This is a genomic window from Clostridium gelidum, assembly GCF_019977655.1.
Lineage (GTDB): Bacteria > Bacillota > Clostridia > Clostridiales > Clostridiaceae > Clostridium > Clostridium gelidum.
On the sequence record NZ_AP024849.1, the window covers coordinates 2,653,215 to 2,667,646 of the forward strand.

At 28.2% G+C, this 14,432-nt stretch carries 16 protein-coding genes and 2 pseudogenes; 17 read left to right on the forward strand and 1 reads right to left on the reverse strand.

Features of this window, described 5'->3' with window-relative positions; translation table 11 throughout:
• The first annotated feature begins 35 nt into the window (after positions 1–35).
• Together psyc5s11_RS11750 and psyc5s11_RS11755 are read left to right on the forward strand one after the other, a co-directional pair.
• On the forward strand, positions 36–395 hold the full coding sequence (locus psyc5s11_RS11750; RefSeq protein ID WP_224037759.1) for a winged helix-turn-helix transcriptional regulator: 360 nt from the start codon (positions 36–38) through the stop codon (positions 393–395).
• A 106-nt stretch (positions 396–501) separates the two neighbouring features.
• Positions 502–921 (forward strand): pyridoxamine 5'-phosphate oxidase family protein, encoded by a 420-nt coding sequence (locus psyc5s11_RS11755; protein ID WP_224037760.1) that lies wholly within the window; start codon positions 502–504, stop codon positions 919–921.
• Positions 922–1,152: 231 nt separating this feature from the next.
• Here the strand turns inward: psyc5s11_RS11755 and aat are convergent, their stop codons facing one another.
• Positions 1,153–1,803: a leucyl/phenylalanyl-tRNA--protein transferase gene (gene aat / locus psyc5s11_RS11760; protein ID WP_224037761.1), complete on the reverse strand. Its 651-nt coding sequence runs from the start codon at positions 1,801–1,803 to the stop codon at positions 1,153–1,155.
• A gap of 343 nt (positions 1,804–2,146) precedes the next feature.
• On the opposite strand from aat, the gene psyc5s11_RS11765 reads away from it, so the two are divergent.
• From psyc5s11_RS11765 to psyc5s11_RS11835, 15 genes and pseudogenes are all read left to right on the forward strand, one after another.
• The gene (locus psyc5s11_RS11765) at positions 2,147–4,282 is read left to right on the forward strand and encodes a family 2 glycosyl transferase (protein ID WP_224037762.1); all 2,136 of its coding nucleotides are present in this window, start codon (positions 2,147–2,149) and stop codon (positions 4,280–4,282) included.
• A 73-nt stretch (positions 4,283–4,355) separates the two neighbouring features.
• The gene (locus psyc5s11_RS11770; protein WP_224037763.1) at positions 4,356–5,516 is read left to right on the forward strand and encodes a HEAT repeat domain-containing protein; all 1,161 of its coding nucleotides are present in this window, start codon (positions 4,356–4,358) and stop codon (positions 5,514–5,516) included.
• A complete protein-coding gene (locus psyc5s11_RS11775; protein ID WP_224037764.1) occupies positions 5,513–6,922 on the forward strand; it encodes a glycosyltransferase family 2 protein in 1,410 nt (469 codons plus the stop codon). Before psyc5s11_RS11770 ends, psyc5s11_RS11775 begins: the two co-directional genes overlap by 4 nt.
• Before the next feature lie 548 nt (positions 6,923–7,470).
• On the forward strand, positions 7,471–8,241 hold the full coding sequence (locus tag psyc5s11_RS11780) for a GNAT family N-acetyltransferase (protein ID WP_224037765.1): 771 nt from the start codon (positions 7,471–7,473) through the stop codon (positions 8,239–8,241).
• A 22-nt stretch (positions 8,242–8,263) separates the two neighbouring features.
• Positions 8,264–9,197 (forward strand): annotated as a pseudogene (locus psyc5s11_RS11785) (3-dehydroquinate synthase family protein).
• Positions 9,160–9,417: a hypothetical protein gene (locus psyc5s11_RS11790; protein WP_224038286.1), complete on the forward strand. Its 258-nt coding sequence runs from the start codon at positions 9,160–9,162 to the stop codon at positions 9,415–9,417. The pseudogene psyc5s11_RS11785 and the gene psyc5s11_RS11790 overlap by 38 nt, the downstream one beginning before the upstream one ends.
• A 177-nt stretch (positions 9,418–9,594) precedes the next feature.
• A pseudogene (locus tag psyc5s11_RS11795) lies at positions 9,595–9,867 on the forward strand (hypothetical protein); the annotation flags it as partial.
• A 167-nt stretch (positions 9,868–10,034) separates the two neighbouring features.
• Positions 10,035–10,595 carry a GNAT family N-acetyltransferase gene (locus psyc5s11_RS11800; protein ID WP_224037766.1) on the forward strand — a complete coding sequence of 187 codons (561 nt, stop codon included), beginning with the start codon at positions 10,035–10,037 and terminating at the stop codon, positions 10,593–10,595.
• A 44-nt stretch (positions 10,596–10,639) separates the two neighbouring features.
• Positions 10,640–11,188 (forward strand): P-loop NTPase family protein, encoded by a 549-nt coding sequence (locus psyc5s11_RS11805; protein ID WP_224037767.1) that lies wholly within the window; start codon positions 10,640–10,642, stop codon positions 11,186–11,188.
• Entirely contained in the window at positions 11,175–11,549 is a 375-nt protein-coding gene (locus psyc5s11_RS11810) for a nuclear transport factor 2 family protein (RefSeq protein WP_224037768.1), read from the forward strand. The genes psyc5s11_RS11805 and psyc5s11_RS11810 overlap by 14 nt, the downstream gene beginning before the upstream one ends.
• Positions 11,550–11,866: 317 nt before the next feature.
• Complete coding sequence (locus psyc5s11_RS11815; protein WP_224037769.1) at positions 11,867–12,136, forward strand: inorganic diphosphatase; 270 nt, start codon at positions 11,867–11,869, stop codon at positions 12,134–12,136.
• 42 nt (positions 12,137–12,178) lie between these two features.
• Positions 12,179–12,901 carry an MBL fold metallo-hydrolase gene (locus psyc5s11_RS11820; protein ID WP_224037770.1) on the forward strand — a complete coding sequence of 241 codons (723 nt, stop codon included), beginning with the start codon at positions 12,179–12,181 and terminating at the stop codon, positions 12,899–12,901.
• Between the two features lie 104 nt (positions 12,902–13,005).
• A complete protein-coding gene (locus psyc5s11_RS11825; RefSeq protein ID WP_224037771.1) occupies positions 13,006–13,341 on the forward strand; it encodes a DUF2500 domain-containing protein in 336 nt (111 codons plus the stop codon).
• Between the two features lie 119 nt (positions 13,342–13,460).
• Positions 13,461–13,925: a GNAT family N-acetyltransferase gene (locus psyc5s11_RS11830; protein ID WP_224037772.1), complete on the forward strand. Its 465-nt coding sequence runs from the start codon at positions 13,461–13,463 to the stop codon at positions 13,923–13,925.
• Positions 13,926–14,204: 279 nt separating this feature from the next.
• A complete protein-coding gene (locus psyc5s11_RS11835) occupies positions 14,205–14,408 on the forward strand; it encodes an HAD hydrolase family protein (RefSeq protein ID WP_224038184.1) in 204 nt (67 codons plus the stop codon).
• Positions 14,409–14,432: the final 24 nt, after the last annotated feature.

Below are 14,432 nucleotides of genomic sequence, written 5' to 3' on the forward strand. Positions count from 1 at the left end.
TGAAGAGTATATTTATAATTTGTGAGGTGAGTACATTGAAAATAAGAGAAGAATACACCTGTCCATTAGAACTGACACATGATATTACAAAGGGGAAATGGAAACCCATTATATTATGGCAGTTAAGACTTGGTAATACATCACTTGCAAGCCTTGAAAAGAATATACATGGTGTGAATCAAAAAATGCTTATAGAGCAGTTAAAAGAACTTTTAGATTTTGGAATAATAGGTAAAAAGACATTTGAGGGTTATCCTTTAAGGGTTGAATATTTTTTAACTGAGCGTGGGGAAAAAATGCTTGAAGCTATTACAATTATGCAAAATATAGGCATTGAGCTTATGCAAGAGAATGGAATGGAGGATGTACTAAGAGCAAAAGGATTTATGGATTAGTTAAGTTATCATACCCACAAAAAAGTGTGTAATTTACTATTTAGTTGTGAAGCATTAAAATTAATATAAAGTTCATAACTATTAAATTCACAAGGGGGATATTAAAATGATAAATGCAGAGAAAACCATAGGTAATTTAATTGACAAAGTAAGTATTTCTTTTATCAGTTCTATAGATGATGAAGGATTTCCAAATATGAAAGCAATGTTACCACCACGAAAAAGAGAAGGAATTAAGGATATTTATTTTACAACAAACACTTCATCTATGAGAGTAAGCCAATATAAAGAAAATCCAAAAGCAAGCGTGTACTTTTGTGATAAACGCTTTTTCAGAGGTGTGATGTTAAAAGGGACTATGGAAGTACTTGAAGATAGTGAAACTAAAGAAATGATTTGGAATGAGGGTGATAAAATATATTATCCTTTAGGTGTAACTGATCGTGACTATTGCGTTTTAAAATTCACTGCACATAAAGGACGGTTTTATAGCAATTTTAAATCGGAAAATTTTGATGTGCAATAATATACAAAATGATCATAATCTAGATAATATTCTTTTATTGTAAACTATGTTGCGATAAGTGTTATGTAGAACTATTATCTAATGAATAATAGTATTTAATGGAGATTTAAGAGAAATATGTTTTTAAATATTTACATAAACCTTACTGAAATTTCAAAAGCAATGAAATAATCAATATTAGATAAAACATATAAAAGCGAAGGCATTAAGAGTAATACCTTCGCTTTTGTCCTATAATATTATTCCTCTATGAAGCATTTCTTGAAATTTATTCCATTCTACCGATTTGCCTCCCATACTTTCTAGATGAGTAGTATGCATTTGGCAATCTATTAATATAAAATCTTCTTGTTGTAATTTATCTGCCAGAGTAATTAATGCTATTTTGGAACTATTGCTTACCTTTGAAAACATAGATTCTCCAAAGAAACATTTTCCTATTTTAACACCATATAGTCCTCCAACTAATTCATTATCTAAATATGTTTCAACACTCATTGCATATCCACATTTGAATAAATTTATATAAGCATTTTTCATATCTTCTGTAATCCAAGTGCCTTCATTATTTTCCCTCATTGATTTGCAATTGTTTATGACACCTTCAAAATCATTATTAAAAGTTACAGTAAATTGTTTCTTTTTAATGATTTTTTTCATTGATTTAGAAATTTTAATTTCATTTGGTTTTACAATAAACCTTGGCTTTGGACACCACCATAAAATAGGTTCTCCTTCATTATACCAAGGAAAAATACCATTAGAATATGCAAGTAATAATCTTTCTAAAGATAAATCTCCTCCAATAGCTAAAAGCCCATCTTCTTCTGAAAGTTCAGGATTTGGGAATATTAATTCTTTAGATAACTTATATACAGTCAATTTATCGCCTCCTTAATTCTATTATAAATATAAATTACAGTATTGTTAAGATTTTATTTTCATATGCCTAAATTTAATAAAAAGCAATTTATTAATGGATTAGCAGAGAGAAAAAAGTTAAAAAGTACTACTTAATATTAAAAATAAGTAGTGCTTTATTTTTGTTACTAAAGCTAAAAGTACATACGAGTTTAAAATCTTAATTTAGACAATTTTCGATAACTATATTGTAATTTTTGCTACAAATATGTTACTATATGTATATAAAATATAATTGTACTAATTATATTTTTGAATTAGCTATAGCGATTTGTTTAATTATTTAGCAGAAAGGAGTAAAACAATGAAAAAATTCATAATATTTTCAATAATTATTGTTTTATCAGCCTTTCTAAGTTTTAAGTATATATACATAATCAGAAACGAAGCATCAGTATATACAGGGGATGGTATATCCTATATTGCTAAAGTCGATAATACATCATTTTATATATACAGTTATGGAAAATGGGAAAAATCCTTTATTAAAGGGGTAAATATTGGTGCGGCAAAACCGGGTACTTTTCCTGGAGAATTAGCTATAACAAAAGAAGAATATTTGAGATGGTTTAAACAAATAGCAGATATGAATGCGGACACAATAAGGGTATATACAATCCTTAAACCAGAATTTTATGATGCATTATATGACTATAATAAAACTTCATTAAAACCTATATATATTTTTCAAGGAACATGGATTAATGAAGATGATCTATCGGAATTACAAGATGCACATAATCCAATAATAAAAAATGGTTTTAAAGAAGATATAAAAACATTAATTGATATAATTCATGGAAAGGCTGAGCTTGAAGCTAAAAGAGGGCATGCTAGCGGAGTGTATACAAAAGATATATCACCTTATGTAATGGGATGGATATTAGGACTTGAATGGGATCCAGAGTTTGTAGAAAATACAAATAAGATTAATGAAAGTATTAATAGTTTTGATGGAAAATACTTATATACAGAAAACGCTTCTCCTTTTGAAGCATTTTTAGCGGAATGTGGAGATTATGCTATAAACTATGAAACTGAAAAGTATAAATTGCAAAGACCGTTAAGTTTTACTAACTGGGTTACGACAGATACACTAAAACATCCTAATGAACCGTTAAAAAAGGAAGATATGGTTGAAGTGAATACAGAACATATAAAGAAAAGTGATTCATTCAAACCAGGGCTTTTTGCATCATATCACGTATATCCTTATTATCCAGATTTTATGAATTATCAGCATGACTATGCAACATATACAGATGAGGATGGAAAGATAAATACGTACAAAGCTTATTTAAAGGATTTAATAAAAGAACATACAGTACCAGTATTAGTAGCAGAGTTTGGAATACCAGCATCAAGAGGAAAGGCTCATGAAAATATTCATATGGGATATAATCAGGGGGATATAGATGAAAAAAGTCAAGGAGAAATGGATGCAGCAATGCTTCAAGATATTTATGATGAAGGTTATGCTGGAGGTTTGGTTTTTACATGGCAGGATGAATGGTTTAAGAGAACTTGGAACACAATGGATTTAGATTTGCCAGATAAAAGAGCCTATTGGTCTAACCCTCAAACTAATGAACAGGAGTTTGGAATTTTAGCTTTTGACCCTGGAGAAGATAAAAGTATATGTTATGTGGATGGAGACATTTCTGATTGGAAGAGGGATAAGCCTTCAGTAGATACTAGTAACATGAAATTATATGTTAAAAGCGATGAAAAGTATTTATATATAATGGGAGATATAAAAGGATTTGATTTTCAAAATGATAAAGTATTTTTGCCTATTGATATAACTCCATACTCTGGAAATTTAAAATACAATGATTATAATTTAACATTTAAAAGACCAACAGACATGGTAATTGTATTAGATAATAAAGAGGGTTCAAGAATAGTTACAGATTCTTATTACGATACTTTTTATTATCTATACTCTAAACAACTAAAAATGATAGATGAAAATACGGCTTATGAAAAAAAAGATAGTGGAATTTTTAACCCTATTTATTTATGTTTAAATAGATCATTATTTTTACCAGAAGATGAAAAAACACTTCCATTAGAAAAATATGAAACTGGTAAGTTGATTCTGGGAGATGCAAATCCAGAGCACAAGGATTATAATTCGTTAGCTGATTATGCTGTGAATAAAGATAAAGTAGAAATTAGAATCCCGTGGCAACTTTTAAATGTTATGGATCCTTCTACAAAAATGATTATGGATGATTTCAATGAGAAAAATAAAATATCATCACTAAAAATAGAAGGACTTTATATAGGCGGAATTCTAACTAAAAACAATGTTGTTACTGAGACTAGCAACATGGAAGTTTATAATTGGAATGAATGGGAGATTCCAACTTATCACGAAAGACTTAAACCTTCTTACGACATTTTAAAAAAAGCTTTTAAATCAATTGGGAAATAATTATATAGATTATTTTAATATTAAAATTAGATCTAATAAGAAATGCATTTTTGGGATGAGGAGGTAGGTATGTATGGAACAATATGTTTATCTATCAATAATATTTTTTTCATTAATAATATTTTTTCTATATATCTACATTGTATTTGAAAAATTAGTAGAAACCTATGAAGGCAGACGAAAACAAAAATATTCTAAAAAATTAGTACCTTATATTGATTTTATTGTTAATGAAATTATAGATGGAAAAGATGTAGGCTTTTATACTCTAAAAAATCTTAAAGTGATTTGTGAAAATAAAGATAGAAGAGAAATTGTAGAAGAAAGATTATTATATTACTTTGAAAATTGCAAAGGTGAATATTTACCGAAGCTTACATACTTATGCCAGTATGCAAAAATTATTAAATATGAAATGAAAAACCTAAAAAATAAAAATAACTTCAAAAAGGCTTTAGCGGCTAAACGTCTAGGAGAGTTTAGAAGTAAGAAATCTGTTTATAGATTGATAAATGAGCTAAAGATAGCAGATAGTGATGTACAATATAATATTCTTTTAGCACTTGCAAAGATAGGAAAAGAAAATTCGTTTCTTCGCGCATTTAAAAATAATAATTCGACACTAATGCTGAGTGAAAGAAGCCTAATAGAAATAGTTGACAGTTTTGAAGGTGACAAAAATAGAATTTATAAATATATGATAAACTTTGAAAATAGCCTTATTGCATGCGTATTTATTAAGTCAGCAGGCAACTATAAGGATATATCATTAAGCCAGGATATATCAAAATATTTGTTTAGTGAAAATAAGGAACTAAGAATTGCAGCAGTAAAAACTATTGGTAACATAGTTGATGAGAGATATTTAGATGACATTGTAAAACTTTTAAAAGATATTGAATGGGAGGTAAGAGCAGTAACGGCAAATGCATTGGGAAACTTTGCTCAAGATGAAATCCTAAGCCCGCTAGCAAAAGCACTTTCTGATTCACAGTGGTACGTTAGATTTAATGCTGCTAAATCTATATTGAACCATAGCAAAGGAATGACAGTAGTCTCAGATGTTTTCCAAGGGAAAGATAAATTTGCCAAGGATACAATTATAGCAGCAATAGAAAATTCATTAAATAATGAACTTTATTTATATGAAAATTCCAATGATGAAGATAAAGTAGCCTTAGCTCTCCAAATAAAGCAATATATTGTGCAAAAAAACAAGGAGGGCATCATATGAATACAGTAATTATTACACAAATAGTTATAACATTTAATCAGATTGTACTTTATTATGTGTTAATCATTAATTCTATGAATTTTTTGCAGCTATTTTTATCTGCCTTTAGTTTATATGATTATATAAAAAAAATGCATTATTCTGATTATGAGAAGTATACTGCTTCAACAAATATGATACCTATTTCAGTACTTGTTCCTGCTTACAATGAGGAAAGTACAATAGTAGATAACATAAACTCTCTATTAGCGTTAAATTATCCATGCCACGAAGTAATAGTTATTAACGATGGTTCAACAGATAATACTTTTAAAAAGATAGTTGAAGCTTACAATTTGAAAGAAATAAATCAACCAGTAAGATATTTAATAAAAACAAAAAAAGTTAAAGGTATCTATAAAAATATTGACATACCAAAACTTACTTTAGTACATAAGGAAAATGGTGGTAAAGCAGATGCTCTTAATATTGGCATAAACCTATCGAAATATCCGATATTTACGTCCATAGATGCGGATTCAATGCTTGAAAGTGATTCCTTAGTTAGAGTAATAATGCCATTTATTGAAGATAAACTAACAGTTGCTGTTGGTGGAATTGTTAGAATTGTTAATGGTAGTAAGATTAAGGATGGAAAAGTTGAATCCATTGGATTGCCCCATAGTAAGTTAGCAATGTTTCAAATAGTTGAATATTTGAGAGCATTTCTTACAGGAAGAATGGGCTGGAATGCATTAGGATGTTTACTAATTATTTCTGGTGCTTTTGGAGCATTTAGGAAAGATATTGTTTTGCAAGCAGGCGGATATAGTAGTGATACTATTGGAGAAGATATGGAACTCGTAGTTAAGATTCACAAAACTTTAAGAAAAAATAAAACAAAATATAAAATAAAGTTTATACCTGACCCTGTTTGTTGGACGCAGGCACCTGAAAATATAAAGGACTTGAGAGGACAAAGGAGAAGATGGCAAATTGGTTTAATGGACAGCTTACTTCGCCATAAAGAACTATTTATGAATCCTAAATATGGCATAATAGGAATAGTAGGAGTTCCATATTTTTGGATTTTTGAAATGTTAGGTCCAGTAATTGAAACGTTAGGATATATTTCTATTCCATTATCTTATGCTTTTGGGTTACTTAACACTAGATATTTTATACTGTTTTTAGTTTCATCCATACTTTATGGAATAATATTGTCTATAGGTGCAATTTTATTAGAAGAATATACTTTTAGTAAATATCCATCTATAAAACAGTTAGTAAGACTTTCGTGGTATGGTGTTTTAGAGAATTTTGGATATAGACAAATGACAACACTTTTTAGAATAGATGCAATTATAAGGTTTAAAAAGTTTAGAAATAGTTGGGGAAAAATAAAAAGAGAGAGTTTTAGCGATTGATGTAAAATATCTATTAATCAATGTATAGATAACCACAGTGGAACTCATACTTATGCCTATATCCGCCGAAATTGAATGCATATTTATTCCGTAGGACTGTGAAAATTTTGCTGGAAGCATTCTAAATGGGAGGTTGCACCCATTATAGTTTGCTCCAAATGTAAAATTTGGACAAACTATAATGGAACAACCTCCCATTAAGAAGCTTCAGCAGCTTATTTTCAATGCCTACTTCACAAATATGTATCCAATTTCTCTGTTTGGATATGCTCCTAAGTATAGTAAATGTTGAATATAATACCAAGCATAAGTAAAATTTCAGTTGTGGGCATCTATAGTAATAAAGAAAAGCTGTTAAACAACTAAAAAATTAGTTGTTTAACAGTTTTTTCTTTGGAAGTGGAAGGTTAACTATCTCTTTTTTTATCCAAATTAAATTATAGTACATTGGTAAAATATGCTATAATAAGCATGTATTTATGAAATTATAATATAAGAGTTATTAATGATAAAACAAATTTTTTTATATCAAATAAAAGGATGTAAATATGAAGAACAAAATACTTCAATTAGAGGAGTTATCAATAAATGCTTTTCCAGCAATATTAACTGAATTATATGATGGATGGGTTTTGAGATATTCAAACGGATATACATATAGAGGAAATAGTATAAATCCATTGTATTCATCTACAATTGAATTAAAAGATAAAATTAAATATTGTGAGGATAAATATTTTAAAAGTGGGTTGCCATGCGTATATAAGATGACAGAAAATGTTGATATAGCTTTAGATATTAGTTTGGAAAATCAAGGATATACTATTGAAAAGTGTGCAGACATTATGGAGTGCAAAATAGATAAAGATATTAAACTTCAAGGTGAAGAAATTAAGATTAGTATGGACATGACTAATGAATGGCTGGAGGGATTTTTAAACCTTAATGGAACGACAAAAGAGAGTATAAAATCAACAGCAAAAGCTATGCTTTTTAATATAAAGAATCCTGTATTTTGTGCAAGTATAAATGATGGTGGAATTATGATAGCTTGTGGTCTTGGTGTTCTGGAAAATGATAAAATAGGGTTATATGATATCAATGTTATGGAACAGCATAGACGTAAGGGATTTGGTACAAAAATATGTAAAGCAATTATACATCAAGGAATCAAAAATGGTGCAGATTTAGCATATTTACAAGTAGCTTCTTTAAATGAAAAAGCTGTTCAATTATACAGCTCTCTTGGATTTGAAAAAGTGTATACATATTGGTATCGGGTTAAAAATTCTTATGATATTGGAAACATAAATGATTAATAAAAATTAAGTGGGGTGCAGTATGGGAAAGTTTCACGTAGAATTAAAAAAAGTAGTAGATGATTCATATGATGTTGAAATAGGACATGATTTGATAAACAAATTAATTGATGATTTGAAAAATGGTCTGGTTTGTATGAGGAATAAATAAATTTGCTGTTATTACAGATAGTGTGGTTGAAGAGTTATATGGAAGTAAAATATATAATGAATTAATTGATAATGGATACAAGGCTGATTTGTTTGTATTCGAAGCTGGTGAAAAAAGTAAAACCAGAAAGACAAAAGAAATTATCGAAGATAGTATGTTGGAAAAATCTTATAGGACTTATAAATCAACCTGTAAAAGTTTATATTGATATTGATGCATGGAAAACATTGCCTAGAAGGTAGCTTAGTAGTGGATTGTCAGAGACGATAAAGCATGCTTGTATTGCAGATATTGAATTTTTTGAGTATTTAGAAAACCATGTTTATGATATTTTTGATTTTAATGCAACTATCTGTGAGCATATTGCAGAGAAAAATTGTGAAATTAAATATAATGTAGTAATGCAGGATGAAAAAGAAAAAAGTTTAAGGGAAATCTTGAATTTAGGTCATACTGTTGGTAGAGCAATAGAAACAGTTAGCTATTATAAGTTATTACATGGTGAGGCATTTTCTATTGGGATTGTAGCTCAAGTTATGTTAGGTTGTAAGCTAGGATATATTTCAAATGAAGAAAAGGATAGGTGTATTAACTTGCTTGAAAGAATTGGCTTACCAATTTCAATTCCACATTACATAGATAGAGAAGATTTAATTAAAAAGTGTATACAGATAAGAAAGTACGAGATGGAAAACTTAGATTTGTATTTCAAAAAGGTATAGGTGCAATACAACAATTTGATAATGATATATATGCTAAGCCTATAAATGAAAATGAAATCAGAGAGAGAAAAGATAATTTTTAATATAGTAGGAATTTATATGATATTAATGAAGTTGGAAAAACTTTTAAATCAAGCTTTAGATTATATAATAAGGTATTTAATTTCCTGGGAAATTTTACAAGTAATTAATGAATTTATTACATGTATGGTAAAGTATTTTTATGATTGTGATTTTGTAGTATTAATAATTAGTAGAATTAAAATTAGATTTAAGAAAGAAGTGAGTATTTATGAGTTATAAGAAAGATGAAATAAGAGAAGATTTCGTAAATAGTATTAAAGAATTATGTGATGCATATAGTGTTTCGGGATTTGAAAATGACGTAGTTTAAATTGTAAAGAATAAAATAAGTGATTATGTTGATAGTTTAGAAGTTGATGTACTTGGAAATTTAATTGCGTCAAAAAAGTCAATGGGAAAAATAAACTGATGATAGTAGCACATACAGATGAAATTGGATTAATAATAAAAAGAATAGATTCTAAAGCTTTTTTGTGGTTTGATACAATTGGTGGAATTAATCCTCAAAACTTATTTGGAAAACATGTGATAATAAAAACTAATAAAGGATATATTGATAGGATTGTACACAATGTAAAGCCTGGGCGTCTTGAAGGAATAACAGAAGTTACAAGGCTTGAAGACTTTTTCATTGAAATTGGAGCTGAAAATAAGAAGAAGCTATTGTAATGCCGTATTATGCAGAAATGGATTTACGGCATTTCTAATTTTCAATATTAATTCATAATATATTGGTAAAATATGCTATAATAAGGATATATTTATGAGAATTATGTCATAAGAGTTATAAAGCATGAAATAAGCAGTATTTATGTTTAATTAAAGGGGTAAAGACTATGAAAAATGATATTTTTAAAGAATGTCCGATTTATACAACAAATGTTATCAAATTAAGATTAACAACATTAGAAGATGCGATGGAATTATTAAAATGTTATTCTGATGAAAAAGCAGTACCATTATTTAATTCTGATAATTGTCATGGTGATGACTTTCACTATACTACTATTGAGAGAATGAAAGAGGCAGTTGATTTTTGGCAATATTCTTATGAACATAGATATTTTGTAAGACTAACGGTTATTTTAAATTCAACAAAAGAGAAAATTGGAACTATAGAAATGTTTAATCGTGAGTCAGAAGATGAATTTAACCATTTTGGATTGCTCCGAATAGATTTACGAAGCAAATATGAAAATCAAAAGCATATTAATGAAATATTACAAATTGTAAATCAAGATTTTTACAAAGCTTTTGATGTTGATTCTATTCTTACAAAAGCAATTCCTAATGCAGCTGAACGTATTGCTTCGCTGCAAAGTAAAGGATATGTTCCATTAGATAAAAAGGTTATGATATATGATGATTATTATGTACGAAGGAATATAACAAATTAATTCAATAAATTAACAATCATATTCATGCGGAGGGGTGCTATATCATGAATAACATAGGGAATAGAATAATGGTTATAGGTTCACCAGGTAGTGGTAAGAGTACATTTTCAACAAAACTTGCAATGATAACAGGTCTTAAGCTTATTCATCTTGATAAAGAGTTTTGGAATTATGGTTGGATTGAAACGGCAAGGGAGGATTGGGTAAAAAAACAAAAGTGCTTAATATCAGGAGATAAATGGATAGTAGACGGGAACTATGGTGGGACTATGGATATTCGTCTTGAAAAGGCTGATACAGTAATTTGTTTTGAATTAAATAAAGCAGTTTGTTTACTAAGTTACTTTAAACGAGTTATAACAAATGTAAATAAAGTAAGACCAGATATGCCAGAAGGTTGTCCTGAAAAGTTTGACTTTGAATTTATGAAGTATATTTGGAACTTTCCTAAAACATCAGGTCAAAGAAACATTGATAGACTTGAAATAAGTAGAGATAAAAAAATAATAGTGTTTAAAAATAGAAGAGAAGCAAACAAGTGTATTATAGAAATTTCTAAGGAATATGAGGAGATTATAAATGAAATTACTTGAAAAACATATATTAGAATTGGAACAAGAGTTATTTAAACCTGAAATAAGAAAATCAGCAGAAAAGATAAGTGAAATACTGTCAGAGGATTTTATTGAAATTTGTAGTTCTGGAAGCATGTATTATTATAACAAAGGTGATGTTTTTGATAGTGATGTTGATTCATCAGAAATAAAGTGGGAAGTAAAAGAATTCGAAATAAAACAATTGTCAACGGATTGTATATTAGCAACATACAAATTGATAAAACATAGTGAATTAAGCGAAAGCATGAAATATTCACTTCGTAGTTCAATATGGAAATTATTAAATGGAACGTGGAAAATGATTTTTCATCAGGGGACTTTGACATCTGAATTTTAAGAGAAAAATGATAATTAACTTTTAATTTAATCTCGCTTAGGTCCCATTATATCAGCATATTCTGAAGAATATATATGGTTCAGAATAAATATGGTTTAGAATATATCAAATAGAAATAATACTCGGAAGAAATATGAAAATAGATATACAACGGAGCTTAATAAAAATTAAAAATAGAGCACGCACATATGAAAAAATTATTCCAGAAGAATTTGTAAGCATCTGCATTAAGAAATTTGAGAGTTATAAGAGCAAGGATTATTAAGTGAAATACAATAAGATATAAAAGATAGAGTATATAGAGGCAAGTGAAATTAATGGAAGAATATTTGTGTAAAAAAGTTAAGGTGGTCATGGATAGGTCATTAGGTTCAAAACACCATAATCATGGATTTGTATATCCAATAAATTATGGATATATTCCTAGTATTGTTTCAGGTGATGGAGAAGAAATAGATGTTTATATTATTGGTGAGTTTGAGCCTTTAGAATCTTATGAAGGATATGTTATTGCAATAATAGGTAGTGGAGGATGCGTTGCATTACCTAAACCTAAACCATTATGCAAATGCAAAATTTGTACATAGGCAAGAGAAAAAGGCAAACCTTATTCTAGATTTGGATGTAGTTTGTTTTTAGAAGATTTAAATTTATTAGTAGATACACCAGAAGATATATCACATGCACTGAATTATGCTGATATTCAGCAAGTTAATACGGTGTTATTTAGTCATATTGATCCAGATCATGTACTTGGTATGAGAGTTTTTGAACATATGCGTCTTAATTGGTTTGAAATTTCTGAAGGAAAAGAATGTACAAATCCAATAAGCGTATTTGCTATGGAGCATGTTATGTTAGATATAAATTCTATATGTTCAAAATATGGGCCATATTTAGATTATTATGAAAATATTAGAAATGTAATAAAAAGAAATGTAGTAACAGACTATATTAAATTGGATAACATAAAATTGACATTTGTTAAGGTGGCATCTGCAACAGTATTTGTCTTTGAACAAGGAGAAAGAAAAGTTATTTATGCTCCATGTGATGTAAAGCCATTTCCAAGTAATGATATTTTTAAAAATGCAGATGTTATGATTATCGGAAATACTATTGTTGGTGAAGTGCTAAAGGATGGTTACATTTTAAAAGAAGGAAACAGTATTAGTAATGAGTTGTTTAGTATGAGTGAAATTGAAAATTTAAAAGATAAATATAAGATCAAAAAAGTTATCATCACTCATTTAGAAGAAGACTGGGGTAAGTCTTATGATGATTATTTAAAATTGGAAAATCAATATAATGAAATTATTTTTGCTTATGATGGGATGACTTTTGAAGTGTAGTCTATTAATGATCGTGTAAAAAATTTACACGATCAGATAATCAAAAAAAGAAAAATTATGGATATAAGGAAGTATGATTTTATTTATAAATAAGGAGGCTTTTTATGTTTGGATTTCAATTAATATTTTTTGTTATTTTAGCTTTTATAATTTTTAGTGTAATTAGCACATATGTGAAAAATGAAAATTCTCCAGTTATATCTACAAAAGCACAACTAATTAAGAAAAAAAGAGATAGTCATACTCAAACAGATGCTAATGGAATTATGACAACAAATGAAACTTTAATACTAATATTTGAACTTGATACAGGCAGTGAACTTAAATTTACTGTTGGATGGCGAATTTATAATAGTATTTCAGAATATGAATGGGGGTCATTGACTTTTCAAGGCACACGTTTCGTGAAGTTTGAGTGGAAGAATGGAATAGTGGAATAATACCTAAAATTGAAAAATTACCAGTATAAATAGGAAATTAAGTTATTCAATTTGCTATATTTCTGGGTAGAGACGTCTTTATACTAAGTATTAGGTAAATTATGAAAGGAAATTAGATTATGAAAATTGAATTTGAAAAAGCAACTATTGATGATATTGATGAATTGATTAATGTAAGAAATAAAAGTTTTTATGAAGATTATGTTAAATATGGTGAATGCCCTGGATATAATCTTACAAAGGAGAATATGAAGAACGTCTTTTTAAGCAGAATAATATATAATATAATCTCTGATAATAAAATAGTAGGTAATATTGGTGTAAGAGATAATAATGATAATACTTATTTCCTTGGGTGTCTTTGTGTTATACCAGATTATGAAAACAAAGGAATAGGACAAGAAGCTCTTAGGTTTATTGAAAGTGAATTTCCTAAGGCAACTGTTTGGACTTTAGAGACACCTGCGGATAAGGAGAGAAACCATTATTTTTATAAGAAATTTGGATATAACATTGTAAAGGAGTATATGGAGGGCTCTGTTAAGCTAGTGTTGTTTGAAAAGAAAATTAACCCAGTAAAGTGAGCTTAATTCTTATAGAGATATAACATACATTTTCTTATTATATGTATTGGATAAAAATAAATAGTAAATTAAAAATATCGCATTATTCAAATAAAAAATGAATTTGCGATATTTTTTCACGTAAGACTATGTCAATATGTAGATTTGACAAAGTGAAATATGAAAATTTGTTTAAAAGTTGAATAATGTGGTTTATGAAAAATATGTTATAATTGGCTTTATAAAGTAAATGAAAGCGAATGGAGGAAATCATTATATAGAGAAAATAATAACAAGCTAATTAAATATTTGAGAGTTGCTTTGGAGGATGTAATTGCCTTTGGGTATGATTATAATGATATTGAAATGATAAAATATTGTGGCTTGGGAATAGCTATGGAAAATGCTATTCCACAAGTTGAAAAAGTAGCAAATGTCATAACAGTTTTGAATGACGCTGATGGAGTGGCAAAGTATATAGAAGAATATATACGGTTTCGATAATACTCACTAGTAATTTATTGTGAA

Excerpts from the sequence above, each read along its gene's own strand:
- psyc5s11_RS11755 (WP_224037760.1), top strand. The coding sequence starts at position 502 with ATGATAAATGCAGAGAAAACCATAGGTAATTTAATTGACAAAGTAAGT.
- psyc5s11_RS11765 (WP_224037762.1), top strand. The coding sequence starts at position 2,147 with ATGAAAAAATTCATAATATTTTCAATAATTATTGTTTTATCAGCCTTT.
- psyc5s11_RS11770 (WP_224037763.1), top strand. The coding sequence starts at position 4,356 with ATGGAACAATATGTTTATCTATCAATAATATTTTTTTCATTAATAATA.
- psyc5s11_RS11775 (WP_224037764.1), top strand. The coding sequence starts at position 5,513 with ATGAATACAGTAATTATTACACAAATAGTTATAACATTTAATCAGATT.
- psyc5s11_RS11780 (WP_224037765.1), top strand. The coding sequence starts at position 7,471 with ATGAAGAACAAAATACTTCAATTAGAGGAGTTATCAATAAATGCTTTT.
- psyc5s11_RS11790 (WP_224038286.1), top strand. The coding sequence starts at position 9,160 with ATGAAAATGAAATCAGAGAGAGAAAAGATAATTTTTAATATAGTAGGA.
- psyc5s11_RS11800 (WP_224037766.1), top strand. The coding sequence starts at position 10,035 with ATGAAAAATGATATTTTTAAAGAATGTCCGATTTATACAACAAATGTT.
- psyc5s11_RS11805 (WP_224037767.1), top strand. The coding sequence starts at position 10,640 with ATGAATAACATAGGGAATAGAATAATGGTTATAGGTTCACCAGGTAGT.
- psyc5s11_RS11810 (WP_224037768.1), top strand. The coding sequence starts at position 11,175 with ATGAAATTACTTGAAAAACATATATTAGAATTGGAACAAGAGTTATTT.
- psyc5s11_RS11815 (WP_224037769.1), top strand. The coding sequence starts at position 11,867 with ATGGAAGAATATTTGTGTAAAAAAGTTAAGGTGGTCATGGATAGGTCA.
- psyc5s11_RS11825 (WP_224037771.1), top strand. The coding sequence starts at position 13,006 with ATGTTTGGATTTCAATTAATATTTTTTGTTATTTTAGCTTTTATAATT.
- psyc5s11_RS11830 (WP_224037772.1), top strand. The coding sequence starts at position 13,461 with ATGAAAATTGAATTTGAAAAAGCAACTATTGATGATATTGATGAATTG.